The following is a 23,736-nucleotide window of genomic DNA, read 5'->3' on the forward strand; positions in this document are numbered from 1 at the left end:
TAAAAACTATTACGATAATACCACTAATTACAACGAAAAACCATAAAGCATCACCCATAAATACCCTCTCTTTTTAGAATAAAATACCAGCCATTGTGGGACAGTAACGTACAAAGCAGTTGTTAAAGAGGGAGACATATGCCGACTACTAAAGTGGAATCCATCAAAAAAAGTCTAATGAACAAAATTCAAAAGACGGAAGATGTAGTTTTTAAAGAAAACTTCACCAAGGAAAAATATCTTGAAACCTATTATATAAAATCAATAAGTGATGAACAGGTTTTGGGCCAATATGTACTTAAACCCTTTTTTGAAATACAAGGCGCTGAGTTATTTTTGGATTATCTTCAATCCCATCCAAAAATAACAGCATTTAAGACCGAGGAGCAAACGGTCGAAAGCGTGCTTAGGGGGGAGGCAGTCCTTTTTTATCAGGACTATATTTTTTTATTTGACTGCAAGGTTGACCATAATAATGCCGTTCAGGATACAACGGTGGAAACGACGATTCAAGGGCCTCAATCCGGTTTTAGTGAAAGCTTACCGACAAATCTGGGACTGATCCGGCACCGTTATCCGGAAGCAACACTGAAAGTTGAATCCTCACAAGTGGGAACCATTTCCAAAACGAAGGTGATGCTCCTTTATGACACTAGATTTGCTGATATGGACACATTAGGCCGTATCAAAGAATTTTTGGGTAATGTCAAGATTAATATGTTTCAAACAGGGGAACAGCTGCTTGACAGTATCAAAAAAAGTAATCGTTCCCTATTTCCGGTCATGTTGGTGACAGAAAGACCGGACCGGGTCGCCATAAACTTGTCAACAGGAAAAATAATTTTATTAATCCACGGTTCGCCATTTGCCGTTGTTTTGCCAACTTCAATGAAGGATTTTATGGCTTCGATGGCTGATATTTATCAAACCTATTGGGTCGGAAGATTCTTGCAAACCATGCGTTATATTGGACTTCTTGTCAGTATAATTTTACCAGGTCTGTATGTGGCGACCACCAGTTATAACCCGGAGATATATCGCGTGCAGTTGGCTTTATCGATTGCCGGGAGTCGAAATCTCGTTCCGTATCCTTCATTCGTGGAAGTATTGTTGATGCTGTTTATGATGGAGATGTTGACGGAGGCCAGCATTCGGCTGCCGAAAGCGATTGGTCCGACAGCCACAACTGTAGGAGGTTTAATTTTAGGACAGGCAGCTACGGAGGCTGGGCTTGTCAGTAATATTATGATTATCATTGTATCTACTGTTGCCATCTCCAACTTTGTTGTCCCCATTAACGCCTTTAGCTTTTCGGTAAGAGTTGTCAAATATATCGTTTTGGGACTGGCCACTGTGTTTGGGCTGGTTGGTGTGGTCATCGGCTTTTTATTGTTTATCGCGTATATGGTTAAACTTGATAGTTTTGGCCAGCCATTTCTTACATTAATACAATCAAAGCCAAATAAAAAATAACTTAGGTTAGGAGGGAGGGGATTGAACCGATATTTTCTCTATTTAATATTAATCAATATGATAATTAACGTAATCATTTTTGTACCGAAAATCTTAATCGAATACCGGTATGAAGGGGCGGTAATGGGAATGTTGATTGCCATTCCGATTGGTTTTACCCTTGCCTGCCTATATAGCAAGGCAATCACGAAATTCCCAGGGCAAGGACTCCCTGAAATCGCTGATAAATTTTTTAAGCACCGGTGGTTAACAATTCTCCATTTTGGCAGCATTCAGCTTACCGCGTTTTCTGCTGGGCTCATTACGCTGGTTGGTTTTATCGATATCTTAACCCGTTTTATCAATCCGGAAATGCCAAGATTATTACTGCTGACGATTTATCTAATCGCTATTTTATTTATTATTCAGCTTCCTACTGAAAGGGTTATGTATATTTTAGAAATTATCCTGTTTATGAATACACCGTTAATCGGTTTCATCGTATTTAAAGCCTTCACCAGTGATTATTTAAGCTGGGATTCAATTCTTGAGGTTGGCACCCATCTGTTCGATCGGCCAAGCCTTAAAGCTATTGCTGCAGCTTCTTACGTTTTTAGCGGTTATGCCAATCTTGTTATTTTTAATCGAGTAATTAAAGAAAAACTTAAAGTTTGGAACTTTATCATCATCTTCTTTATGAGCCTTTTCAATTTGTTTACTACTTTTTTTATTCCAATCGGGTTTCATGGATCGGACGGTGCCCAGGAATATCTATACCCCTGGATATCGACGTCAGATTCATTGCGCCTCGTATACAGTCCGATAGAGAGAGTCATTTTTATATTTTTAATGTTTTATATGAGTATCACGCTTATGAGTATCACGATGCATTGGCATGTCGCATTTGAATTATTTAAAGGGACATTTAGGAAAAAGGAAAACAAAAAGCTGAAATGGATTATCCTTTCAGCCTATTGTGGGTGCGCAGTAATTGCGGTCATGTTCATTGAAACAATCCTTTTAAATCAAATTACGGTCTATTGGATGATTGCCCGATTAGGTCTGGAAGTAGTTATTGTTATTTCTTTTAGCCTATGGGCAAGGAGGCGGTTAGCATGAAGTGGATTGTAAAATGGTCTGTTGCATTCCATGTTGTAATCGTTTCTTTACTTTTGACTGGGTGTGGGTTCAAGGATATCGATAAACGATTGTTTGTTGTCAGTATTGGGGTCGATCTTGCCAAGAATAGTTCGAAGAAATATGATGTCCACCTTAAATTTGCCATTCCAAGTGGGTCAAAACAACAGCCAAACGAATTCACGATAGTTTCGGAACAAGCGGACTCAATGTCGGATGCAGTCCGAATTATTAAAACAAAAGTGGATAAGGAAATCGATTTTAGTCACGCAAAGATGATTTTGATTGGTGAGAAGCTGGCGAAACAAAAGGGTAATGCCGGGATTTACTATTGGCTGTCAAGAAGAAGAGATATTCAAATGATTGCCTGGGTGGCGGTTGCCAAGCCTAGTGCACTTGAGGTGCTAAAGGTCAAACCAAAATCAGAACAAATTCCGTCGAACTCTTTGTTTCTCGCTATGGGAAGAGACGGCTCAGAAACACCGTATATTCTGCCGGATTTCCTGTTTGATTTTAAAATGAGGCTGATTGAACGGGGGGTGGACCCGATGCTGCCGATTGTGGAAGCTAAAAAGGAATTTGTTGAAATAAATACGACCGGTCTTTTTAATAAAAGTCATATGGAACTCACTCTTACTCCTGAGGAAACAAAAGCCCTTAACTTCCTTTTGAATAAGGAAGAAAAATCAGCGATATGGGCAAGAAAGGGCAAAACCAGGTTTTTTATAGATACGCAGAAAATAAAGTCGACATATAAAATTTATACGCCAAAAGGGAAACCGCCATATATAAAATTTGACATAAAAATAAAAGGGATAGTGGAGGAGACCAGTAGAAAAATTCCCAATACCAGATTAGCCAAATATGAGAAGGAGGTAGAAAAGGAAACAAACAAATTTGTAAATGACGTTTTAGTAAAAATCCAGAAGTCGGGCCTGGACCCGATTGGCTTTGGACTGCGCTACCGTTCCCGCCATTTTAATGAAAATGATTGGAAAGAATGGCAGAAGATTTATCCAGAAATAGTCTTTAAGGTAGATACGAAGGTTAAAATTACGGATACAGGATTAATTGAATGAAGAAGGGCTTTCCCACACGGAAGGCCCTTTTTATACTTCATTAAATTACAGGTGTTGTTTCCTTGTTACGCATCGCTTGCGGGATATAAACGCAGAATGGCTCACTTTCTAAATAATCTCCGGTGACAGCATATGTTCTGGAGCGGGAACCGCCGCAGATTTTATTGTATTCGCATATACCGCATTTTCCTTTATAATTATCAGGCTGGCGAAGCTCTTTAAATACTTTTGCCTCACGATAAATCTTTGCCAAAGGCTCCTCGCGGATGTTCCCGCCGACAATCGGCAGAAGCCCGCTTGGCATCACATCACCAATATGGGAAACGAAGACAAACCCATTTCCATCGTTGACGCCTTTTGGCGCCCGCTTCAGCCCATCATGCATCGAGGCGAAATCGGTTGTAATCGAATCCTCGTAGCGAATTTCTCCTTTTTCAATCAAATGATCACGTGTTTTCTGTTGGAGGACAACCCGGCGGTAATGCTGGGCAGCCGTTGTTTTGATATCATATGGCGCTGTTTTGCTCAAATCATAGAGCCAGCGGAAAACCTTTTCGTGCTCAACAGGTGAAATGCAGGCATCCAATTGTCCTCTTCCGGTAGGAACAAGCAGGAAGATATACCACATGACAGCACCAAGTTCTCCGACAAGCTCGGCCATTCGCTCTAGATGGTCGTAATTATATCGTGAGATAACCGTGTTAATTTGCAGCGGCATATGTAATTCATTTAAGTATTTTATTTTCTCAAGAGTTAATTCAAAGGAACCAGGAGTGCCCCTAAAATGGTCGTGAATTTCCGGTGTCGGACCATCAAGGCTGAAACCCCAGCGTGAAAGGCCGACTTCTTTGGCACGCTTCATTTTCTCGATGGTGACATTTGGTGTTGCACTCGGTGTCATCGAAACACGCATACCTTTTTTGATAGCATAGTCAGCCAACTCAAACAAATCTTCCCTCATCATACAATCCCCACCGGTGAACACAAGCATCGGGTTGTCTATTTCATAGATTTGATCAATGAGATTGATTCCTTCCTCGTGAGTCAGCTCCCGCGGGTCTGGTGTTAGCTGTGCATCTGCCCGGCAATGTACACATTTTAGTTGGCAGGCCCTAGTAACCTCCCAAATGACAATAAACGGATTTTGATCATAATCAATTGATTTTCCTCTACCTTGCGGGTGGCCGTGACCCATTTCTTGAGGATGTCCCTTACTAAATCCTTGCATTTTCATCACCATGTTTCATAGATATTTTTGTAACCTTGAAAACGTTCTATAGGTTCATTATAAAATTGTAGTCTTCTAGTGCATGGGTGCTTTGTTACAATATTTCTACATTACTAGTAATGTCTTTTAACTATTACAATTTTGTTACATTGATGTCACAAATAGTTATATGAAAATAGCAAAACTGTAAAAAAATCAAGGATTGAATCTAATTTAGAGTAGTTATCATTTGTTATATTTGGCCTGTTTATTTCCAATTGTGTAGAAGACTTCCATGTAAACCATATCTTTGGCATTTTATCCAACTAAACTATTCGATACCATGTAAATACAAATATCTTGAAGGAGTGCAACAAGAATGAAAAAACAGCTACTGACAGCCGTCACGGCAGCCGGCATCTTCTTATCCTCTTATGCGGGAGCCGCAAGCGCCCACGAAATGACCTATACGGTTCAATCTGGCGATACCCTTTGGAGAATCTCGCACACAAACAATCTTTCAGTTACGGACTTAAAAGCATGGAATAACCTCAATAGCGATACCATCTACGTAAATCAAAAACTATCATTAATTGCTCCTCATTCTCATGAATACACAGTTCAAAAGGGTGACACTCTTTACCGAATCGGCGTCAACAACAATGTATCAGTTGCCCAGCTTAAATCTATCAATAATTTAACTTCTGACACTATTTATGTGGGACAAGTACTGAAGCTTTGGGTGCCGGAAACAGCAGCAGCTCCTACTCCAGCTCCGGCACCAGCACCTGCGCCAACAGTTTCAAAAGCGCAATTGGTAGTCGACGAGGCGAAGAAATTGATTGGAACTCCATATTTATGGGGTGGAAATACGCCTGCGGGATTTGATTGCAGTGGTTTTACAAAATACGTGTTTGATAAAGTAGGGATATCCATTCCGCGTACGGCTGCGACACAGTGGTCCGGATTAACTCCAATCACAAGTCCTAAACCCGGCGATTTAGTGTTTTATGAAACATATGCACCAGGTCCAACGCATGTAGGCATTTACATTGGAGACAATAAATTTATTAATGCAGGGTCAAAAGGGGTCACCATCAGCGATATGAGCCTTACCTACTGGAAATCTCGCTACCTTGGTGCGCGAACAGCGTTTTAATAAAGACAGTAAAGACCTTTTCATATCGGTAAAGGTCTTTTCTTTATCTAAAAATTAGAAAGTAATCGTTTATGAAAATATATTTTGCCATTATACTATACATAAAAAAATACCCGGCCAAGAAAGGCCGGGCAAAAACAAATATCTATTAAAAGGGGGCGGAGGTTGAATGGTTCATTATCGAACCTGTTACTAGCATAATGGTTAAATATGAAAAAATTATGAATGAAAAATTAATAGATTAAGAAACCTTCTCAAGAGGAGTAAAATTAGATGAAAGATTATCATTGCTGCGCCACCTGTCAGCATTTTAGAGCTGAGAAAAAAGCGGAAGGAATGTTTTATTTTTGCAAACGCTTGGGATATGAGACAAAGTCCAGCTATAAATTCAATTGCTGGAGTCCAAGGGAAGAAATTAAGAAATTGATGGACAAGAAATAAAGGAACAAAGCCCAAAAGAAGCTCTTGTTCCTTTTCTTCAGACTTGTTTAAAATTGCCGAATCGTAATGATTGCTTAGAAAACCATACACTTATTAAAAAGCTGATCGTTCCGAGAATAATCATGATACCGCCAACGATTTTCATTTTTTCAGGTGAGGCTTCAGCGCCAAATATCATGCCAAGAATGATGGTGGAAAAAATCGAGCCTAGATAACGGCAGGTTTGAAACAATCCGGAAGTAGTCCCGATTATGGTTCTGGGACTTTCCTTTAACATCGCCACTTGAAGCACAACATTGCCAATACCATAGCTTAGCCCCATAATCGATAACAGGATCCCAATCACGATATAGGAGGCATCAACAAAAAAGAATGTAAATGCGCACGCCCCGATAATTGATAAAAATGCCCCCGCCATAATGGGCTGATTCACACCGGATTTATCAGCCCATTTCCCTGCAACCGTTGAAATGATAATGCTGACTCCCGACATAAACAGCATAAGCATGCCGCTTTTTTCTACGCCCAGTCCCATTGCCTCTTGAAAATAAGCAGGCAGACCGAAAAATAAGCAATAAAAAAAGATATTTAACAAAATAAACTGCACGTAAACCAAAGTCAGTTGAGGGTTTGTTTTAAAAATACGAATATCAATAAATGGTTCTTTAACCTTCAATTCTCTCCATGCAAATAAAGCAAAAAAGAGTAAGCCTCCAATCCCTGCTGAATAATGGACACTTTTTTCAAAGGAAAGCAAGAACCATAAAAATAATACCATTCCTGCAGCAAAAAAAACCATTCCCCAAAAATCAAGGTTGGAAAATAACCTTTTAACCGTTTCCTTATCCTTTTTCACATCCTTAGGAAACATGTGCCAGCCAAGCATGAAACTAAGGAAAACAAAAGGCAGGTTCACCCAAAAAATCGCCGGCCAACCTCCCCAAACAATTAAAAAGCCGCCGATCGTCGGTCCGAGCGCAACCATTGCCGAAGCGAAAATAGACAAAACGGCGAGTGCAGATGCTTGCCGCTCTTTAATATGCTCCCTGATTAACGCCATCCCTGATGGATAAATCGCACTGCTGCCAATCGATTGAACTAATCTCATTACCACTAATAATAGGAAGGTCGAAGAGAAGGGAGCGCCAATGGCGGAAAGGGCAACAAGGACTAGTCCAAACAAAAAGGTGTTTTTTCTCCCAAAGATATCTCCGATTTTTCCTGTTACCGGCTGTGCTACAGCACTAGATAAATAGAAGGCGGTAATTAACCAGGAAACGGTTGAAAAGGAAAGTTGGAAGTCCTTCTGAATGCTATGTAAGGCCAGGGCGATCATTGATGAATTTAGGGGATTCAGCATAGTTCCCGAGGCAACGCCAGTTATAAACAACGCACGTGTTTGTTTCAAGTCGAATCATTCCCGTATTTTTGTTTTAGCATTTCCTTAACCCACTGTCTCTAGCCGTTAAATAATGAATTTTCATTCTAGGAATAGCCTACCCGGCCATATAAATAGGGTAGGACTTTACGTGTTGAAGCGGGGGAGAGTCATGGAGGATTTTTTTCAAACTATCAATGTACTTAACCATCCCAGAAAAAAAGTGCTGGCAACAATCGTTGATGTAAAGGGATCTGCCTATAAAAGAGAAGGATCTTCAATGATTTTTATGGACGACGGAACCCAGGTCGGGATGGTAAGTGCCGGCTGTGTGGAAGCTGATTTAGCGGAGTGGGCAAAAAAAGTGCTTGAAAGCGAAGAGCCCCAGCTTGTCCGGTACGATTTGACTGAGGAGGGTGACATCGGCTGGGGAAAGGGCTGCAACGGAACCATTGATATTTTGCTTGAGCCGATTAACAGAAAGTTAGAAGAAGATATGAAATTGGTGAAAAAATTACTCGATAACAATATCAAGGTGGCAGGGTTAAAGAGTTTGGGCCATTTGGGGGAGTATGTTTTTGTTCCTGAAAAAGGTGAAGCATTTGGCTGTTGGGAAAGCTCATTTCCGATTATTAATTTTGCCTCTAAGAGTGGGCTGATGACAGATGGCGTCATTTTTCAGCACATTTATCTGCCAAAGCCAAGGTTAATCGTTTTTGGAGCGGGGCCGGATGCAAAAACGCTCGTTTCTTTGGCGGCAGAAACCGGTTTTTCCGTTACGGTGTGCGATTGGCGGGAAGTGCTTTGTCAGGAGCAAAACTTTCCTGCAGCAGACGAGCTTTTAATAGGGTTCCCCAGGGAGCTTTTACGGAATGTCTCTTTTTCACCCTATGATTTTGTCGTGATTATGACACATCATTTTCAAAGGGATCAGGAAATTCTCTGGCCGCTGCTAGATGAGAATATTAGATACTTAGGGGTTCTTGGACCTAGAGAGAGAACTGCAAGACTCCTAAATGGAGAAAAGATTCCGGAATGGGTTCATTCACCGGTCGGATTGTCAATCGGGGCAAAGGGGCCAGCTGAAATTGCCATTAGTATCATTGCGGAAATGATTGAAGCGTGGCGAAAACCAGTCTGTGAAAAAGTAGAGCACTTATGGACCATACCTGATTAGCCGGCATTTACCGGACTCAGAAAAAGAAAGATAGAGTTGGGGGAGGGACCCGAGTTGGAGGTTGTCGGTAAAAGTGTCATTCGCAAGGAAGCATTCGATAAAGTAACGGGCCGGGCCAGATACACACATGACTATCAAACCAGCGGGATGCTGTCAGCAAAAATGGTCATCAGCCCATATGGCCATGCCAAAATTGTCAGCATTGATACCTCGAAGGCCCAGCAGGTCCCGGGCGTTAGGGCGATTATTGCGGGAAAACGCTATCCGTTGACGGGTGAGGCAATTCGCGACCGGCCGCCAATTGCCGTTGATAAGGTAAGGTACCACGGCGAACCGGTTGCCCTCGTAGTGGCAGATACTCCTGGGCAGGCGAAAACGGCTGCAGATTTGATTCATGTTCAATATGAACCATTGCCTGTTGTTAATTCGCCTACCCAAGCTTTTAGAAGCGATGCCCCCTTGGTCCATGAACGGTTGGGTGAATACAAAAAAGAAGAGGATTCCCATCCAGTGCCTGGGACCAATATTGCCACTCATATCAAAATTAGAAAGGGGAATATGGAGAAGGGGTGGTCGGAAAGCGAGGTTGTGGTGGAGGCCAGTTTCTCATTTGCCCCGTCCGATCACGCAGCGATGGAAACGAGGTGTTCGACCGCAGAGATTTTGCCTGATGGACAAATTATTATTATGACCTCTTCACAGGCGCCCTTTATGGCAAAACGGTTAATTGCCGATTACTTTGGGGAGGACATGGGAAAAATTATTGTTCATACCCCGTTTGTCGGCGGTGCCTATGGCGGGAAGGCATCTGTACAGCTCGAGGTGCTTGCCTACCTTGCCTCAAAGGAAGTCGGCGGTAAACCGGTTAAGCTTTTAAATACAAGAGAAGAAGATATACTTACCTCCCCGTGCCATATCGGCCTGGATGCCACCGTAAAATTGGGTGCTGACCGCAACGGGAAACTAAGGGCTGCTGAGATTCAATACTTATGGGATGGGGGCGCTTATTCCGATAAAGCGATTGATTTGACAAGGTCTGGTGCGGCAGATTGTACCGGGCCCTATAAGCTTGATAATGTCTGGTGCGATTCCTATTGTATGTATACAAACCACCCGTATGCTGCACCATTCAGGGGCTTCAGCCATTCAGAGCTTTCCTTTGCAATCGAGCGGACCATGGATATCCTTGCCGGGAAATTAAACATGGACCCGCTGGAGCTCAGGTATATCAACGCCATTCAGCCAGGGGATACAACGCCGACAAGGGTTCTTTTGAACAGAAGCAATGTCGGGGACCTGCGAAAATGTATTGAGAAATTAAGAGAACTGTTTAATTGGAATGAAGGACCCGTAAAAGAAATAAATGAGCGGTATGTAAGGGTAAAAGGGATAAGCTGCAGCTGGAAAACATCAACGATCGACCCTGATGCACCTTCAGGGGTAATTTTGACGTTTAACCGCGACGGGAGCATCAATTTGATGTCTGGTGTGATTGAAATTGGTACTGGGACGAAAACAGTTCTCGCACAGATTCTTGCTGAACGGTTGAAAATGGATGTTGACAAGATACATGTGCGGATGGAGGTGGATACGCAGACTACACCTGAACATTGGAAAACGGTGGCCAGCCGCGGTACCTATATGGGCGGCCGGGCGGTGCTCGAGGCGGCAGAAAATGTTATTCGCCAGTTAAAAGAGATTGCAGCCTGCGTGTTAAGGGCGCCGATCCAAGATTTAGAGGTGGGCGGAAGCCGGGTATATTTACGCGATGATCCTTCGATCGGACTGCATTTCAAAGATATTGGCTACGGCTATCTGTATCCAAATGGGAACGCCATTGGCGGACAAATTATTGGCAAGGGCAATATTGTATTAAGGCATCTTAGCCATTTAGATCCTGAGACTGGCGCCGGAAAACCAGGGCCGGAATGGACGCCTGCGGCTTATGGTGTTGAAATTGAATTTGACCGCCGGGATTATACCTACCGACTGGTTAAGGCCTGTACGGTTGTCGATATCGGGAAAGTAATGAATGAGAAAGCAGCCCTCGGCCAGGTAATGGGAGCGATGAGCATGGGGCTCGCTTTTGCCGGCAGAGAAACCTTTTATTTTGATGAGCTTGGCAGAGTTCTAAATCCTCAGCTGCGTACGTATCGTCCCCTTCGCTACGGCGAAAACCCTGAGTTTTTAGTTGGCTTTGTAGAAACGCCTGCCCTTGATTCCGCATACGGTGCCCGTGGTGTTGGAGAGCATGGGCTGATGGGGATGCCTGGAGCACTCGGGAATGCATTGTCACTGGCGGCGGGAGTATCCCTGCACCATTTGCCGCTCATTCCAGAATTAGTATGGAAGGCAAAGGAGGCAGCAAGAAATGCTTCCATTTGATTTTGATTATTACAGGCCGCAATCGCTCAGTGAAGCTGTTGAATTATACCAATACTTGGCACAGCAAGGAAAGAAGCCGATGTTTTTTTCCGGTGGAACGGAGCTGATTACACTTGGAAGAATTGATTTGGCTCATGCCGATGCTGTTATTGATATTAAGGGGATAGCAGAAGGTAGAGTTATAGAGATGGATGGGGATTACTTGGTTTTAGGAAGTACCCTGTCTTTAACAAATATCGAAGAGGCAAACCCTTTCCCGCTCTTAACAAAGACCTCAAGTGAAATTGCCGATCACACCGCCCGTGGAAAAATAACAGTGGGAGGGAATATATGCGGACAAATTTTTTATCGGGAGGCAGTACTGCCGTTTTTATTAGCAGATAGCCAGGTAGTTCTTATTGGCCCTAAAGGTGTGAAAACCGCATTTATTCATGATGTTTTTAACAAGGAACTTCAGTTGGAAAAAGGAGAATTTCTCGTTCAATTAGCCACTGAAAGAAGGTTTGTCGAGGCACCTTTTATCAGCATAAAACGGCGTCAACAGTGGGATACAGGCTATCCGCTGATTACCATTACAGCTCTCAAAATCGATAGGGAAATTCGCGTCGCCATTAGCGGACTTTGCCCGTTTCCATTCCGTTCAAGGGAAATGGAGGAAGCATTAAACAGACAGGGAGTGACGGGAGAAGAAAGAGTCGAAAGAGCACTTACTGTTTTGCCTCGGCCGATTTTAAATGATATTGAAGGATCGGCTGAATACCGCCTATTTGTATTAAAGAATTTGTTTATTGATATCCTTCGAGCTTTGGATGGAATGACAGTGTAAAAGGGGGAGCTTTTAATGAGCCTGCACACTTTTCCATTGAATGTTAATGGAGATAAGCGGATGGTGACCGCCAGATTTGCGGACACCCTTTTATTTGTACTGCGCGGAAGACTCGGGCTGACAGGCGCTAAACCAGGCTGTTTAAATGGTGATTGCGGGGCATGTTCGGTAAATGTGGATGGCTGGCCGATGAAATCATGCTTGATGCTGGCCGTTGAGGCGATTGGAAAAGAGGTAACGACAATTGAAGGGTTAAAGGATACACCTATCCAAAAAGCCTTTGTAGAAAATTTCGCCTTTCAATGCGGATATTGTACACCAGGCTTTATCATGAACTGCCATGCACTAATTAAACAGCATCCAGATGCGGGAGATGATACGATCAAGGAATGGCTTGAATCAAATATTTGTCGGTGCACCGGTTATGCTGAAATTGAGAAGGCAGTAAAAAGTGTATTAGAGAAAAAATAAAAGGGTGCTTAAGGAGTGAACTGCCCCCTGTCAAGTAGACAGTGGAAATAAAAAAACGATTTTAAGCGGCTTTAGCTCTGTATTCTAGGGGGCTAAGGCCGTTTAATCTTTTTTGTAATCTTTCATAATTATAAAAGTTTATGTAATCCTCAATGTCTTTTTTCAACTCTTCAAAAGTACTGTATTTATTTAGGTAATACTTTTCACATTTTAAGGTTCCCCAAAATGCCTCCATTGGTCCGTTATCAATACACCTTCCGACTCTCGACATACTTTGCACCATTTTTGCCTTTTCAATTTTTCTTTTAAATGCAGGCGAAGTGTATTGAAATCCCCTGTCACTGTGTAGAAGAGGGCAGGCACCTGGGTTAGCCTCCAACGCTAGATCAAGGGTTTTAAACACTAACGGATTATTATTTGAAGTCCCTAATACAAAGCTTACTATAGACCCATCATGTAAATCTAAAATCGCACTTAAATAAGCCTTCTGTGATGCTCCAAACTTCATTTCAGTGACATCAGTCAGCCATTTTTCATTTGGCTTCTCTGCGTTGAAATCTCTATTTAATACATTCTCTGCCACATGTTGTGGAGTACTAGGCTTATAATTTTTGCGCTTACGTCGAATAATCGCCTGAAGTCCGGCAATTCCCATCAATCGATACACACGTTTATGGTTAATTGCCTTTGGTAAGCTACGATTCAGGTTCATTGTAATTCGGCGATATCCATATATGCCATCCACTTTGTTATATAGGTGGATTATCTCCTTCAAAATTTCTTCATTCAACTTCTCGTTTTCTGAGGGAGAGCGATCGCGCCACTTATAGTAGGCTGCACGTGAAATTCTCGCAATCTCACATAATAGTACAATAGAAAAGTTCTCTTCTTTATGAAGTTCCTGTATAGCTACGTATTTATCCGTAAATCGGGTGTGGCTTAAGGACGCTTCTTTAAACGCCTCCTTTCGAGTTCCTCTAACTTTTTTAAGAATGCATTTTCTGCCCGGAGACGTTCATTTTCCTGCTCCAACCGCTTCATTTCACGTTGAATCTTTTCCTCGGTAGTTAACTCTAGATCTGACTTACTTCTACCTCGATTATCTTTTAGACCAGTTTCTCCTTCTTTCTCATACTTCTTTACCCATTGATACACCTGTTGATATGAGACTTTAAAGTGCTCTGATGCTTGGTTATAATTTTTTCCGTTCTGAAGACAATACATCACAATTTCCAAACGTTCTTCAAGCGAAGTAGACCGACCTTTGATCATAGAGTTACTCATCCTTTGCGTGTCTTTTAATTCTCTATGATCATTATAATTCCTTATCCACTTTTCCAACACTGAGTGGCTTGATATTTCATATTTTTGTATAACATCAGTCAAAGAATAGGCCCCGGAAAGGTAATCAAGAACGGCAGCTGTTTTTACCTCTTTTGAGTATCGTTTCCATCCAGTTGCCTCTTGAAGTCCATCCATTCCATATGTGCAATATAAATAAATCCATCTTTCTATGGTTTTTCTAGATATATTGTGTTGACTACAAAAATCTCTAGCTGAAGTTTGCCTGTCCTCATACGCCATAATTAACTCATATTTTTCTCGTGCAGTATAAGCACTTTTTGCCATAGAACAAGCCCCCAATAAAGTAAACAGATTTTTATTATTTCATCTGTCTACCTTATTGGGAGCATATCAGAGCACCCTTTACCCTTATCGGTTTTTCAATTGGAAGTAGGTATCCAAAACTCTTCGGCCAATTTTTAAATTAGCCTTGTTATCTTCATCTCCTTGAAACGCCCATGGAACTAAAACAGCCATCGCCACCTCAGGATTAGTACTTGGAGCGTAACTGACGAGGCTCAGATTCATAACTGATGGAGGAATCTCTCCAAAGCGGCTTCTTAATGGCCCATCATAAAAGGCTTCCGCAGTACCGGTTTTTCCGGCAGGTGCATATGCAGCACCTTCGAAAAATTTAAAAGCCGTACCGCCCGGTTCCTGCATGACTTTGCGAAAGCCCGTCTGTACTCGGTTCAGCCACTCCTTTTTGGCATCAATTGTATTTAAAACGACAGGAGAAATTTCCTGTGCCACGGAACCCAGCTCCTCCGTTCCCGAAGCAGGCCGGCGGATTTCCTTCACGACATGTGGCTGCATCCGATAGCCGCCATTGGCGATGGTCGAAACATATTGGGCAAGCTGCATAGCTGAATAGGTATCATACTGCCCGATGACCAGATCGAGCAAATACCCTGGAAGCCTGCTCATTCCTTTAAATCCAGTTTGCTCATTTGGCAAATCAATACCCGTTCTTGTCCCAAGGCCAAATGAAGCGAAGGAATTTCTGATGGTTTCAAACGCTTGCAGATTTTTTAGATTTAATGGTTGATCGTATTCATAATGCGCGTTTCCAATTCTTAACGCTGTATGAAACATATATACGTTCGAGGACTTTTTTAACGCCTGAATTTCATTTAATCTTCCTAAATAGGCATAAGACTTTTTAAGCGGAGTGTCTTTAATTTTAATTCCGGCATCATCAAATAATGTTCCCGGTGTAATCGCTCCCGTTTTATATCCGGTTAAGACAGTTGCCCCTTTCACCGTGGAACCGACATTATATGTAGTTGTAAACGTGCCAAGGGCATCATCCTCCATTGCTTTTCTCCCGGAAGAATCCTTGACGATTTTTTTTCCGGACATGGCCAATATTTCGCCTGTAAAGGGATTCATTAAAACAACATAAGCCCTGTCTGTTAAGGCAGTACCTGGCATCTTTTTGGCAGCCCAGAGTTCTTCTTCAATAATCTGGTCAATCGCTTTTTGCAGGTCCATGTCAATGGTTAAGACAAGGTCTTTCCCTTTTTGGCCGTCTGAAACAGGACGCGATTCAATGACCCTTCCGGCTTTATCGGTTACATTTTTAACTTTTGTTTTATATCCCCTTAATACTTCCTCATACTGCAGTTCCAGTTGGCTTTTGCCAACCCGGTCATTGCGGCTGTATCCTCTTGCTAAAAAATAATCCAATTGATCGGCCGGGAGTCCTTCATCCGAATTGGTCACCTTGCCAAGGACAGACCTCAGTGTGTAATCAAAAGGGTAGGACCGCTCCCAATCGGTGGTCGTATCTACGCCAGGAAGGGACTCGAGATTTTCGCTGACAACTGCGTATTCCCCATCACTGACATTTTCATTTTTTACAAGCTGTGAAGTGAATTTATACCCGCTTGTAAATTCTCGGAATATGGCTGCTGCCTCTAGTTCCTCTTTGGATAGATTCATGTCCGCATCAGTTATACGTTCCAGTTTTAATTTATATAAATCCTGATCCATTAATTTTTTTGCAGCAAACAATTCCTTTTCTTCTCTGGTGATTTTCGCATCGGCTTGCTTTGGATTTTTTATAATCCAATAATCCTTTTTATTTTTGTCAGTTAGCTTATCTGTATTTTTATCGATTAGTTTTCCTAATTTCTCAGCTGTTTCAAGCATTTCTGTTAGCGTAAATCCTTCGTTGCTGAAGGTAATGGCACTCTTAGGGATATTATCCACGATAACTCGGTAATTGCGGTCAAGCATTTTCCCTCTTGGGACAGGGTTACTTACTGTAATTCCTTCTTTTCGTTCCAAATCCCTCTTGAAATTTTCTCCATAGACAATCTGAACAAAGCCAAGCCTTAGGATGAGGATGGAAAATAATAAAAACACACTGAAAAAAAGGAAATTTAAACGAAAGGGAAAGTGGGATTTTTTCTTTTTTTCCTTCTCCAATTAGCTTTCACTTCCTTTTTCCTACGAATTGTTAAAATTATTATGCCTTATTGTAAAAAGGCGCATAACGAATATATTGGTAAATTATTTTCATAATGTGAAATGATCCATTTGGATATTATCATGTTAAATTTAGAAAACTACGTATAGACAACTATTAAGAAAGGGTGCAGTGGTTGTGAAAAAACAGCAGCAAAGGCAATCCCAAATGGATCAACTGCAGAAAATGCAGCAAGCGACTCAGCAGCTGCAGGAAAACCAGCCTGCCATGGAGCAGCAATTTCAGGCACAAAAGAAACAGGCATTGCAAACTATGCAGGAAGCTTCGCAAACCATTCAGCAAAATGTTTCAATGGCAAATCCACAAAGCATGCAGCAAGCACAACAAAAGCTTCAGCAGGCCGTCCAACAGCTTGATTTGATGCAGGGTACAGCTGTAACCCAGGCTGCTACAGCTCAGCAGCAGCAATTGGAGCAGGTTCAGCAGCAGATTGAACAGGCCTCGCAAACCCTAAGTTTGATTGAATCGCTGAATACTACCAATAACAGCTTCAAAAAAGGATGAATGATAGTTAAACCCAGCTTATGGATCACATTAAGCTGGGTTTTATTTTTTAAGAGGCAAAATCATTTTTGTTATTCTGCAGTACTGTTTTGACCGCATCGCGGATTTCCTGGTATCCTGTGCAACGGCAGAGATTGGATTGCATCCATTCCTCGATGGTTGTATCATCTGCATCTGGATGTTTAGCTGATAGGGCGTGGCAGTTTAAAATAAAGCCAGGTGTACAAAATCCACATTGAATGGCCCATTTTTCGACAAATATCTTTTGAATCGGCGAATTCATCAGCGCTTCTATAGTAGTAACCGGTTGATTGACTGTTTCTACCGTTAGAGATAGGCAGGCGTGCTGTGGTTCACCATTAATTAAAACCGTGCAGGCCCCACAGTCCCCATTTTGACAGGCACGCTTAGCACCGGTTAAGCCAAGCTCTTCCCTCAGTGTTTCCAGCAAGGTATCTGCGGACCGAACCATAACATCTTTTGAATCACCGTTTACATGTAATTTTACGATTGTTTTTTCCGTACCATTTGTGTTCATGCCTTTGCAGCCTCCAAATTATCCAGCATTTCCCTAAGGGTATTTTTTAGTACAAATTGACGGTATGCGGCTGAGGCTTGAATATCTTCGATAATCTGCGCAGGCAAACGGGAGAGCGCTTTATCAATTCGTTCATCAATTGAAAGGGAGGTATCATTTAAAGCAGCCTCCATTTCGCTTGACCGGAACGGGAATTCACAAACTCCGCTGAGTGCCGCCAGGATCTGCTTGTCCTTTTCAACAGCCGCGAGCGAAACAATTGGATAGCCTATTTTAGAAATTTTCGTTTTTTTCAGGCTGACAAATGGGAGATTGACATTTGTTTTGTTAATCAGTATCTGGACGATGAATTGACTTGGATTTAGCTTGATTTCCTTATCGAAAATATCGTTTAGCGGCAGGGTTGTCTCACCCTCATCACCAGCTATTTTTATCTTTGCATCCGCTACTAAAAGGGGTAAAAGGCATTCCCGATAGATAAGGCGGCTGTTCAGATTTCCACCAAGTGTAATTTTATTACGTGAAGTATGGTCAGCTACCCGTTTTATTGTTTGACTTAGCAAAGGATATAGGTCTGTTTCCGAAATTTTGTTTAATGAGAGGGAAGAGCCGATGACAAGTTCCTCTCCCTGGAATTCTATTACATTGCAATCCGGAATTCCTTTTAGGTCAATAACTGCTTCTGCTGTCATCTTATTGATCCTGGAAAAAGTAATGAATTCTGTGCCCCCATTATAATATATAACGGTTTTTCCCTGATTCTGGAGGGATTTAAAGGTCTGAACAGCTTCTTGAATGGAAGCAGGCTTATAATATTCAAATTCAAATGGGATCATTTCAGCTTTTCCTCCCGGGTCCTCCAGATCAGTTCGGGGATTAACGGCAAATGGTTTAAATCCACTTCTGCAGCAGAAGAAAGCGCATTTGCCAAGGCACCAGCCATGCCAATTACTCCATATTCGCCAATTCCCCTTGCCCCAAATGGGCCATCAATTGCAGGTGTTTCCACGAAATCAACAAGGTATTCTACTGGCTGATCGCCAAACCTCATGATTTGATAGGTTCGTAATTGCGGATTTTGGACTATTCCCTTTTCGTCAAAAATAAACGCTTCATGACTGGCAAAACTAAGTCCTAAATACATGCCGCCCCGCATTTGCTGTGTGGCCGTTGCGGGGTTAATGATTCTGCCGCCGTCGAGCACTGTTACTGCTTTTAAAATTTTGTACGTACAGTCTTTGGAATCCCATTCCACTTCAACTGCCTGGGCTCCAACTGACCACCAGGGGCCGGGCTTTCCGAAGCCTGTTTCCTTATCCATCGGGGTTAGATGTCTTTGGACATATCTCCCGTGCCCGACTACTTGTCCTTCAACTGCATGGCCATTGGGATATTTATATCCAAGGGCAATATCTTCGATTTTTATGCCATATTCCGGGTTTGGTTTTAAATATACCCGGCCGCCGCCGACTTCTAAATCCTCGGCAGAACATTCCATTGCGATTGAAGCTGTTTTTTTGAGCTGTGAAATAGCATCATCACAAGCTGCTATAACTGCCCGGCCTGCTAAAAATGTGGTACTGCTAGCAACTGTTCGCCACTGATGCGGATCATTTTGGGTATTGACCTCCATTGTAACGTGGACTTTATTTAGTTCCATCTTTAAACGTTCCGCTGCCATTTGTGCCAGGATTGTTTTAGTGCCCTGTCCCAATTCAATCGCAGCACAATTTAAATTAACGCTGCCATCCGATTCAAAAGTCAGGATGGCACCTGACTGCGCATTTGTTGCGGTTGTCGAAGTTTTCCAAAAGATACTGATGCCCTTTGTTACCACCTTGCCATTGTTGGTTTCAAGCCGCTGACCTTGATCCCATTGAATGAGTTCCTTCGCCCTTTCCATACATTTTTCCGCATCGCCAATATTACTCGCAGTAATGACAGTCTGTGTAGGGCTCGTATCGCCCGGCTTGATGATATTTCTTTTTCGTAGCTCAATCGGATCGATATTTAAATTTTTGGCAAGCTGGTCCATCGTCCGCTCCACAGCAAAAGTCAGCTCTGGATGTGCGTAACCTCTGAAGGATGTCGCAAAAGGATGGTTTGTATACATACAATAGGAGTCACACCAAACGTTTGGTATGTTGTATGGACCTGTACAATCAAGAGCCATGGCTCTAGTAATCCCGGCAGCCTGATCAGTATAGGCACCTGAATCAATTAAAAAGTTATATTGCCCTGCAATAAGTCTGCCGTCTTTATCAGCTCCAAGAGAAATCGTAGCCTCTAAGCCAATATGGCAGGGGGCTGTTATTAAATCTTCTTCCCGGTCATACTCAAGTTTAACCATTTTCCCGCCTACCGCCTTTGAGGCCAGATAAGCAAGCGGTTCTAATTGAACGGTTCCTTTACCGCCAAAAGCACCGCCAAGCATTGGGACGTGAACGACAACATTACCAACCTCAATATTAAAAAACTGATTTAACACCTTTTTTATCGTATAGGGCGACTGGGTGGTGGAATGGACAATAACCTTCCCGTTTGGGCTAATTTCCACTCTTGTACAGCGTGGTTCTAGAGCGGCATGGTCTGAAAGGTTAAAAGAATAGGTTTCTTTTATTTTCACTTCACAGTTTTCCCAAGCGGTTATGAAATCACCTTTGCGGATTTTGATATGGCTTCCGATATTTGTTCCTTGAACAGGATAAACATTACTGATAATTTTCATATACTGTCCTGATTTTTCATGGATTAGGGGTGCGCCGCTCTGAAATGCTTCCTTAACGGAATTAACAATCGGCAGTGGTTCATAGTAGACCTTAACAAGGCCAGCCGCTTTTTTTGCCTGATATTCATGATCAGCCACTACAATGGCGATAGGTTCGCCATAATAGCGTACTTTTTCATAAGCAAGCGGTGGGCGATCTGCGAGTATCGGGCCAATATGAAATGGGAACATGTCGCCGGTCACAATCGCTCGAACTCCAGATACCTTCCAGGCTTCTGTAACATCTACTGCGTTAATTTTGGCATGGGCATGAGTACTTGTAACTAATTTCGCATGGGCAAGTCCGGGCGCGGAATAATCGGCCAGGTATTTGATGTTGCCTGAAGCCTTTTCCAAAGCATCTATTCGATGCTCAGGCTTTCCGACCGACATCCAAATGTTTTCCTGCATATTATTGCCCTCCTTGGAGTAAGGAAATAAAATTCCATTAATAAATTCGGAAATCTTTTGAACAATGTTTGTATTTTCCGCCCATTTGTAAAATTTATACAGACATAAAAATGAGGGAGAAAAGAAATAAAAATCATTTTGAAAAGGCTTTCAAATTTTTTCCATAATGACCAGTTTTCCTTTATAATAAATGGGGATGAACTAACAGTTTTTTCATCAATTGGAAAATAGAACAGAAGGGGGCTAATATGGAACAGAAGGTATTGGAGCCGAAAATACAACAGGCATTGGAGAAATTTAAGGCATTAGATGAAAAAATAACGCATTACTCAAGTATTATCGGTTTGGCTGACTGGGATCAGAAGGTGATGGCACCGAAAAAAGGGAGACACGTTTTTGCAAAGGCAGCCGGCACATTAAGGACAGAGGTCTTTAAATTATCGGTTTCGCCGGAAATGGGTGAACTGCTTACTACTTTAACACTTTCTGCGAATTCTGCAGTTTTAGATGAAGCAACAAAAGCGAAGGTAAGAGAATATAAGACTTTTTATGAAAAATCCAAAAGCATTCCCGCTGACATGTTCCAGGACTATTCGGTGCTGACAGGACAGGCAAATGATGCCTGGGAGGAGGCAAGAGCAAATAACAATTTTGGGCGTTTCCTGCCGTATCTGGAAAAGATTGTAGAGTACAAGCGAAAGTTCGCTGAAATCTATGGCTATAAGGACCATCCATATGATGCTTTGCTAGATGAATTTGAACCTGGTTTAACCGTAAAAATACTGGATCCGCTATTTGCAAAGCTAAGAGAATCCAGTGTACGGTTATTGAATCGGATTCAAAAGAATGGTAAAGGAACAAGGTCGGAAATTTTCAACCAGGCTTTTGAAGTTGAAAAGCAGAAACAATTTAATCGCTATATCCTGCCAATCATTGGTTTTGATATGGAGGCCGGAAGATTGGATGAGACTGTTCACCCGTTTGCTCAAACAGTGAATATTGGGGACGTCCGCTTGACGACGCGTTATTTAAAACAAAATGTGCGCTCTGCCTTATTTGGCACGATCCACGAAGCGGGTCATGGCATTTACGAACAGCATATTAATCCGGAATATGAGGAATCTGTCCTTCAAAGCGGTGCCTCGTTTGGGATTCATGAATCTCAATCAAGATTTTTAGAAAACATGGTCGGCCGCAGCAAGGAATTTTGGAATTATTTTTATCCCAAGCTTAAGGAAACATTCCCAGGGCAGCTTGCAAATGTTTCTGTCGATGAGTTTTATCGAGCGGTTAACACAGTTGAGCCATCGTTCATCCGAGTTGAAGCAGATGAACTGACCTATAATTTGCATATTATGGTCCGCTATGAAATCGAAAAGGCCCTAATCGCTGGTGAAATCGAAGCAAAGGATTTGCCAAGCATTTGGAATCAAAAGATCGAGGATTACCTAGGAATTACTCCGACTTCTGATACGGTGGGAGTGTTGCAGGATGTTCACTGGTCGTTTGGCGGCATTGGTTATTTCCCATCTTATTCGTTAGGAAACCTCTATTCGGCGCAAATTCTAAGGAAAATTCAAAAGGATTTGCCGGAATTTCATCAGCTTATTGAAAATGGCAGGTTTGATGCGATTCAGGACTGGTTAAAGGAAAATATTCATCAATATGGGAAGCTTTATACACCGAATGAATTAATTGTCAAGGTAACAGGTGAAGAATTGAATGCTGACTACCTGGTGCAATACCTCGAGAAAAAATACTCCGCAGTTTATGAACTGTAAAATATTTGCATTCTTAGAAACTTACATTGACATCTTTTTAAAAGTTTAATATAGTATAAGTAATAGAATATTTCCTTTTTAAAGGGGAGTAGCTGCTACAATAAAGTCGTCATTCCGAGAATTTATTCTCCGGCTTTATTGGCAACCTGGACGTTGTTAGCAAGACCTTTACTTTACTGTAAAGGTCTTTTTATATGCTTTTTTAGGCCTTTACTGTATTCGGTAAAGGCCTTTTTATTTGGCAAAAGGGTATTTTATGAACCAAAACCTTTTAAAGGAGGAATTGTATAGTGGATTTATCTCTATTGTTGGAGTACGGCTGGGTTTTAATTATTTTGGTGGCATTAGAAGGTTTACTAGCGGCGGATAATGCTTTGGTATTGGCGATCATGGTAAAACATCTCCCAGAGGAAGAACGAAAAAAGGCATTATTTTACGGGTTGGCTGGTGCATTTATCTTCCGTTTTGCTTCTCTTTTCGCCATTTCCTTCCTGGTGGATGTATGGCAGGTTCAAGCCATTGGTGCCCTTTATTTATTATTTATGGCCGGCAATCACATTTTCCGTAAAGTAGTGAAAAGAAACGCTGAAGGAAAAGAGAAAAAGGAAATAAGTAAAAAAAGTGGATTTTGGACCACCGTGTTTAAGGTGGAATTGGCGGATATTGCTTTTGCTGTTGATTCTATTCTTGCAGCTGTTGCCATGGCTGTCGTTCTTCCCAATACGTCGCTTCCGAATATAGGCGGATTAGATGGCGGAAAGTTCTTGGTCATCTTCGCCGGCGGAATTATTGGTCTAGTGATTATGCGTTTTGCAGCTAATATGTTTGTTAAGCTTCTCGAAAGACGCCCAGGCCTTGAGATTGCCGCGTTTGCGATTGTTGGCTGGGTGGGGGTAAAACTGGCTGTCTATACACTTTCCCATCCTGAACTAGCAATATTAAATGAAGATTTTGCCCACTCAACCGAGTGGAAGGTAAGTTTTTATGTTGTATTAGTTGGAATTGCAGCAGTCGGATGGCTCTTCTCAAAGGATAAAGTATTAAAAACGTCAGAAAAAGAAGCATCATAATGAAATCATAAAAGGGGGGCTGTTTCATTACGGAACAGCCTCTTCTAGGTTTTTGAAATTAATTTTGTTAAAATATGTTATGATATAATATTGACATAGTAACGTAACCTAACAG

Annotated in this window: 19 protein-coding genes; 12 read left to right on the forward strand and 7 right to left on the reverse strand. The window is 42.0% G+C overall.

The window, feature by feature from the left end; genetic code table 11:
• Window positions 1–138 precede the first annotated feature (138 nt).
• Genes ACFPA1_RS04275 through ACFPA1_RS04285 form a run of 3 tightly spaced genes read left to right on the forward strand, consistent with a single transcriptional unit; the run spans window position 139 to window position 3,668 of the window.
• On the forward strand, window positions 139–1,473 hold the full coding sequence (locus tag ACFPA1_RS04275; protein WP_378581445.1) for a spore germination protein: 1,335 nt from the start codon (window positions 139–141) through the stop codon (window positions 1,471–1,473).
• A gap of 21 nt (window positions 1,474–1,494) precedes the next feature.
• Window positions 1,495–2,571 (forward strand): GerAB/ArcD/ProY family transporter, encoded by a 1,077-nt coding sequence (locus tag ACFPA1_RS04280; protein ID WP_378581447.1) that lies wholly within the window; start codon window positions 1,495–1,497, stop codon window positions 2,569–2,571.
• Entirely contained in the window at window positions 2,568–3,668 is a 1,101-nt protein-coding gene (locus ACFPA1_RS04285) for a Ger(x)C family spore germination protein (protein WP_378581449.1), read from the forward strand. The genes ACFPA1_RS04280 and ACFPA1_RS04285 overlap by 4 nt, the downstream gene beginning before the upstream one ends.
• Window positions 3,669–3,708: 40 nt before the next feature.
• Here ACFPA1_RS04285 and ACFPA1_RS04290 read toward each other — a convergent pair whose 3' ends face one another.
• Complete coding sequence (locus ACFPA1_RS04290; protein ID WP_378581451.1) at window positions 3,709–4,896, reverse strand: TIGR04053 family radical SAM/SPASM domain-containing protein; 1,188 nt, start codon at window positions 4,894–4,896, stop codon at window positions 3,709–3,711.
• A gap of 358 nt (window positions 4,897–5,254) precedes the next feature.
• On the opposite strand from ACFPA1_RS04290, the gene ACFPA1_RS04295 reads away from it, so the two are divergent.
• Both ACFPA1_RS04295 and ACFPA1_RS04300 read left to right on the forward strand, forming a co-directional pair.
• Entirely contained in the window at window positions 5,255–6,034 is a 780-nt protein-coding gene (locus ACFPA1_RS04295) for an NlpC/P60 family protein (RefSeq protein ID WP_378581453.1), read from the forward strand.
• 273 nt (window positions 6,035–6,307) lie between these two features.
• The gene (locus tag ACFPA1_RS04300) at window positions 6,308–6,475 is read left to right on the forward strand and encodes a hypothetical protein (protein ID WP_378581455.1); all 168 of its coding nucleotides are present in this window, start codon (window positions 6,308–6,310) and stop codon (window positions 6,473–6,475) included.
• Between the two features lie 37 nt (window positions 6,476–6,512).
• Here ACFPA1_RS04300 and ACFPA1_RS04305 read toward each other — a convergent pair whose 3' ends face one another.
• Entirely contained in the window at window positions 6,513–7,835 is a 1,323-nt protein-coding gene (locus ACFPA1_RS04305; protein WP_378581858.1) for an MFS transporter, read from the reverse strand.
• A gap of 190 nt (window positions 7,836–8,025) precedes the next feature.
• Here ACFPA1_RS04305 and ACFPA1_RS04310 point away from each other — a divergent pair, with 190 nt between their 5' ends.
• The 4 genes from ACFPA1_RS04310 to ACFPA1_RS04325 are packed head-to-tail and all read left to right on the forward strand — an operon-like array spanning window position 8,026 to window position 12,712.
• Window positions 8,026–9,030 carry an XdhC family protein gene (locus ACFPA1_RS04310; protein WP_378581457.1) on the forward strand — a complete coding sequence of 335 codons (1,005 nt, stop codon included), beginning with the start codon at window positions 8,026–8,028 and terminating at the stop codon, window positions 9,028–9,030.
• A 54-nt stretch (window positions 9,031–9,084) separates the two neighbouring features.
• Window positions 9,085–11,415 carry a xanthine dehydrogenase family protein molybdopterin-binding subunit gene (locus ACFPA1_RS04315; RefSeq protein WP_378581459.1) on the forward strand — a complete coding sequence of 777 codons (2,331 nt, stop codon included), beginning with the start codon at window positions 9,085–9,087 and terminating at the stop codon, window positions 11,413–11,415.
• Entirely contained in the window at window positions 11,402–12,241 is an 840-nt protein-coding gene (locus ACFPA1_RS04320) for an FAD binding domain-containing protein (protein ID WP_378581461.1), read from the forward strand. Before ACFPA1_RS04315 ends, ACFPA1_RS04320 begins: the two co-directional genes overlap by 14 nt.
• Window positions 12,242–12,256: 15 nt before the next feature.
• Window positions 12,257–12,712: a (2Fe-2S)-binding protein gene (locus tag ACFPA1_RS04325; protein WP_213115979.1), complete on the forward strand. Its 456-nt coding sequence runs from the start codon at window positions 12,257–12,259 to the stop codon at window positions 12,710–12,712.
• Window positions 12,713–12,773: 61 nt separating this feature from the next.
• Here ACFPA1_RS04325 and ACFPA1_RS04330 read toward each other — a convergent pair.
• Both ACFPA1_RS04330 and ACFPA1_RS04335 read right to left on the reverse strand, forming a co-directional pair.
• A protein-coding gene (locus ACFPA1_RS04330) for an IS3 family transposase (protein WP_378581463.1) occupies window positions 12,774–14,341 on the reverse strand; the annotation gives its coding sequence in 2 pieces (ribosomal slippage) (window positions 12,774–13,711 and window positions 13,711–14,341; 1,569 coding nt in all).
• A gap of 84 nt (window positions 14,342–14,425) precedes the next feature.
• Entirely contained in the window at window positions 14,426–16,489 is a 2,064-nt protein-coding gene (locus ACFPA1_RS04335; protein ID WP_378581465.1) for a peptidoglycan D,D-transpeptidase FtsI family protein, read from the reverse strand.
• 178 nt (window positions 16,490–16,667) lie between these two features.
• On the opposite strand from ACFPA1_RS04335, the gene ACFPA1_RS04340 reads away from it, so the two are divergent.
• The gene (locus ACFPA1_RS04340) at window positions 16,668–17,054 is read left to right on the forward strand and encodes a hypothetical protein (RefSeq protein WP_213140434.1); all 387 of its coding nucleotides are present in this window, start codon (window positions 16,668–16,670) and stop codon (window positions 17,052–17,054) included.
• Between the two features lie 49 nt (window positions 17,055–17,103).
• Here ACFPA1_RS04340 and ACFPA1_RS04345 read toward each other — a convergent pair whose 3' ends face one another.
• Genes ACFPA1_RS04345 through ACFPA1_RS04355 form a run of 3 tightly spaced genes read right to left on the reverse strand, consistent with a single transcriptional unit; the run spans window position 17,104 to window position 20,770 of the window.
• Window positions 17,104–17,592, reverse strand: a complete 489-nt coding sequence (locus tag ACFPA1_RS04345) for a (2Fe-2S)-binding protein (RefSeq protein ID WP_213140433.1) — start codon at window positions 17,590–17,592, stop codon at window positions 17,104–17,106.
• Window positions 17,589–18,428: an FAD binding domain-containing protein gene (locus ACFPA1_RS04350; protein WP_378581467.1), complete on the reverse strand. Its 840-nt coding sequence runs from the start codon at window positions 18,426–18,428 to the stop codon at window positions 17,589–17,591. Before ACFPA1_RS04350 ends, ACFPA1_RS04345 begins: the two co-directional genes overlap by 4 nt.
• A complete protein-coding gene (locus ACFPA1_RS04355; protein ID WP_378581469.1) occupies window positions 18,425–20,770 on the reverse strand; it encodes a xanthine dehydrogenase family protein molybdopterin-binding subunit in 2,346 nt (781 codons plus the stop codon). The genes ACFPA1_RS04350 and ACFPA1_RS04355 overlap by 4 nt, the downstream gene beginning before the upstream one ends.
• Window positions 20,771–21,018: 248 nt before the next feature.
• Between ACFPA1_RS04355 and ACFPA1_RS04360 the strand changes: the two genes are divergently transcribed.
• Window positions 21,019–22,551 carry a carboxypeptidase M32 gene (locus ACFPA1_RS04360; protein ID WP_378581471.1) on the forward strand — a complete coding sequence of 511 codons (1,533 nt, stop codon included), beginning with the start codon at window positions 21,019–21,021 and terminating at the stop codon, window positions 22,549–22,551.
• A 290-nt stretch (window positions 22,552–22,841) separates the two neighbouring features.
• Window positions 22,842–23,621, forward strand: a complete 780-nt coding sequence (locus ACFPA1_RS04365) for a TerC family protein (RefSeq protein ID WP_378581473.1) — start codon at window positions 22,842–22,844, stop codon at window positions 23,619–23,621.
• Window positions 23,622–23,736 lie beyond the last annotated feature (115 nt).

The organism is Neobacillus sp. GCM10023253 (assembly GCF_042653105.1).
GTDB lineage: Bacteria > Bacillota > Bacilli > Bacillales > Cytobacillaceae > Neobacillus > Neobacillus citreus.